Origin of the sequence: Faecalicatena contorta (genome assembly GCF_021531995.1) — a bacterium.
In the GTDB taxonomy this organism is placed as follows: domain Bacteria; phylum Bacillota; class Clostridia; order Lachnospirales; family Lachnospiraceae; genus Dorea_A; species Dorea_A contorta_A.
The window spans coordinates 1-3030 of the sequence record NZ_JAFBIZ010000183.1 but is presented as its reverse complement, the minus strand read 5'-3'; the positions used below and the strand labels follow the sequence as shown (position 1 = coordinate 3030).

The window sequence follows — 3030 nt, the reverse complement described above, 5'->3', positions numbered from 1 at the left end:
TCGTAAGGAACTCCTATGTGCTTAACCAAAAATGCCATAAAATAACACCGAGCCGCCTGATTAAATTCAGACGGCTCCTTTTACGTTAAAAATAAACTCTGTTGTTCATAGTCCTGCCTTCGTGCCAGCTGTGGCGGCTTTTTATGCAGTGCATATTCCAAAAACGTGTCTTCATATACCCAATCTTCCAATTCAGATCTATCCAGTATCAATGGCATCCGATGATGCACCGGACTGACCGATTCATTTGCCTGGGTAGTTAAGATAATGAAATGATTATCATCCTGAAAGCGATTGTAAAACCCTGCCATGAATAAGACCGGCTGATTTTCTCTCAGGAAAGTAACTTTATTCTTATCCGGATCCCATTCATAAAACTGCTTTGCTGGAATGATACAGCGTCTGTGCATCACACTATCCCGGAACGACTTTCTTTCCAGAGCAGTTTCTGCTCTTGCATTGATCAGCAGCCCTTTTTTCTGATATTGCGGAAAGCCCCATGACATTTCTTCTGCCAAAAGATGTGGTTTCCTTCCAGTGATCACAGTTGCAGACTGAGAGGGATAAATATCACCCCTGCGCTCTCTTCTCAGTTTCTCATCCACCTCCCGGACCACTTTTTCTATTTCTCTGGCTGTATCATCATCCACATAATATCGTCCACACATTATTTTTCTTCCTTTTCTTCCTTTTTTTCAACTGTTACATATTTTTGATTTCTACTTGATGGACGATCCGGAATTGTCATTTGAAGTTCTCCTGCTTCACATAACGGCTTCAAGTATCTTTTCGCAAAGCTTTTGACATCCTTATATCCCATGTATACTGTAATTTCTTTTTTGCTTCTCGGTACTTTACAATATTCTAAAATCCTGTTCTGCAGACTATCCTGGGTGTTATCCTGGTGTTTATCTTGGGTGCTATCCTGGGGGCTATCTTGGGTGCTTGTATTTCTTCTATAGAAAATCACCGCAAATCCATATGCCTGCTGTTCAAATTCCACTCTACATCCTGCCGCTTTGCAAGCAGTATAAATACGCTTCAATCCTGTTGCAAAACTTTCCATATCTTTTGAGTAATATAACGTTCTTGTAATCAGTGGATTTCTTCTGACTGGTCTTTCATTTCCTTCAATAAATTTCTCTGGTGAAACTCCAGTCGGAAATGCACCTGGATTATAAATCTCAATTCGATCTTTAAATATTGCCACCTCATTACTCTGCCCAGAATCAAATATTTTATGTCCAAAAGAATTAATAATTGCCTCACGAATCGCATCCAATGGTATTTCAGGAATTTCCTTTCTTGACAATCCACTTCCGATTTCAACACGCCAATCCATTGCATCAATGATATACTGCTCTGCCTTTTTTGAAAGTTCTATAATGGAACCTGTAAACCTGCGGATATCCGTAAATGTCAACCTCTCATTTGTTGCAAATTTTGCCATCTGAAGTTCATTAATACCACAATTACAAAATAATGCTGCTCCTGCATTTAATAAGTGATCACCCTGAATCAGTTCTAATTTATTCAATACTGTTTTTACATCTGTCTCCTCAAAACTGATTCTTCCTGCATCTTTTGCTTTTTGCAGATAAGTATCAAAAGCATTTTTATCTATATCCTGAAGAGTATATTCAGAAACCTGTCTTTCCCACGAATATTTTACATTATCCCGTTTGCGTATCATTTCATCATAAATATCCTGTTCCATAATCAGATCTTCATCTGCAACTCGGATACGTGGAATACTATACGCAAGATATGGTTGACGATTTCCCTCAAAATCAACTTGAATACATTCCCTTTCTCCGATGCGAACAGCCTTAATCTCCGGATAAATAGCAGGCGTAATGTGATTTCCAATTGCCTGGCTTACCTTTCTCAGCGACTCATCCGTTATTACCTGTCCAATTACAGTACCATCATTTTTCACGCCAAAGTACAGAACACCTTTTTTATGCTTGTTGAGAATTGCAGCTATAGATATCATTGCTTCTTTCATCTCGCCAGTACTTTTCTTGTATTCTATTGTCTCAGTTTCCGGGCCGATATTTACCAGACTCATTTTTCTTATCACCTTCATATTATTATATCCTCTATTTTATCCGATTTATATTTCATTATCAATCTTATTTTAACGCCATAAACCATCACAATAAATCGTCTGCTCTCATACCACACATTCAAAAAGGCCACCCATTACAGGGCAGCCAGATTATAATGATTCTACAATATTTACATTATTTTCTTTCCCACAGTTCTCTTGTAACTCACAATATAAAGTAATCTCATGTTGGGATTACTGAATTGTCTTTTAATCTCTGTTATATAATACAGATAATCTTTGCTGAAAAATCTGCCTTGACGCTCCACTAATTGTTCTGCAATCCTCCCTGTTTCTTCTGAAATCAACGGGTAATCCTCATATTTACCAGTCTTCAATGATTTTTTATAAATCTTCCTTACAATAATCTCAGAGGGTTTCAGATCATAAATATCACGCATTCTCAATCCGGTTTCTGCTGCAATCCGCAGAAAAAAGATGCTTTCTAAATCGTTTTTCTCATACAGTTTTTGTAAAGCCACTGTGTACTGTTTCTGGACCTCTTGAACCGCTAGCGGTATTCTCTTATTCAGTGGCCTGTTTCCACATGATTTTCTGTTATTATTGTAGTACATTCACATTTTCCTCCGGTCGTTTCAACGGTTTCAAAAGAGACTCTGCATTACTGATAAACGGTTCCTTTGTTCGTTCCGTTATATAGATTTCCCATAATTTTTTATGTATCTCTCTTACAGTAATTCCATTGCACTGATTCTCTAACATCTTCAGGAATGGAAAAATCATCGTTTTTTGAATATCCTTCCCTTCAAGTACATGATGTTCTTCCTGTCCATACACCTCATATAGACATTCCAATATAATATTCATATCTGTCACAAACTTTATCATTGGTTTTTCATACTTCCTTTTCTGCACGGCTGCCATCTGAAACTCCTTTCACATCCGGACGGTTAATCCAT

Annotated in this window: 4 protein-coding genes and 1 pseudogene; all 5 read right to left on the bottom strand. The window is 37.6% G+C overall.

Annotation, left to right across the window (positions count from 1 at the left end; all coding sequences use genetic code 11):
* Window positions 1-80 precede the first annotated feature (80 nt).
* Complete coding sequence (locus JQM82_RS14835; protein WP_235251176.1) at window positions 81-668, bottom strand: SOS response-associated peptidase; 588 nt, start codon at window positions 666-668, stop codon at window positions 81-83.
* On the bottom strand, window positions 668-1717 hold the full coding sequence (locus tag JQM82_RS14830) for an ATP-binding protein (protein ID WP_235251175.1): 1050 nt from the start codon (window positions 1715-1717) through the stop codon (window positions 668-670). Before JQM82_RS14830 ends, JQM82_RS14835 begins: the two co-directional genes overlap by 1 nt.
* A 63-nt stretch (window positions 1718-1780) precedes the next feature.
* Window positions 1781-2071: pseudogene (locus JQM82_RS16645) on the bottom strand (helix-turn-helix domain-containing protein); the annotation flags it as partial.
* A 170-nt stretch (window positions 2072-2241) separates the two neighbouring features.
* A complete protein-coding gene (locus tag JQM82_RS14825; protein ID WP_235251174.1) occupies window positions 2242-2685 on the bottom strand; it encodes a hypothetical protein in 444 nt (147 codons plus the stop codon).
* Window positions 2672-2995: a hypothetical protein gene (locus tag JQM82_RS14820; RefSeq protein WP_235251172.1), complete on the bottom strand. Its 324-nt coding sequence runs from the start codon at window positions 2993-2995 to the stop codon at window positions 2672-2674. The genes JQM82_RS14825 and JQM82_RS14820 overlap by 14 nt, the downstream gene beginning before the upstream one ends.
* Window positions 2996-3030: the final 35 nt, after the last annotated feature.

Coding starts and splice junctions, on each gene's coding strand:
- JQM82_RS14835 (WP_235251176.1), bottom strand. CDS start 668: ATGTGTGGACGATATTATGTGGATGATGATACAGCCAGAGAAATAGAA.
- JQM82_RS14830 (WP_235251175.1), bottom strand. CDS start 1,717: ATGGAACAGGATATTTATGATGAAATGATACGCAAACGGGATAATGTA.
- JQM82_RS14825 (WP_235251174.1), bottom strand. CDS start 2,685: ATGTACTACAATAATAACAGAAAATCATGTGGAAACAGGCCACTGAAT.
- JQM82_RS14820 (WP_235251172.1), bottom strand. CDS start 2,995: ATGGCAGCCGTGCAGAAAAGGAAGTATGAAAAACCAATGATAAAGTTT.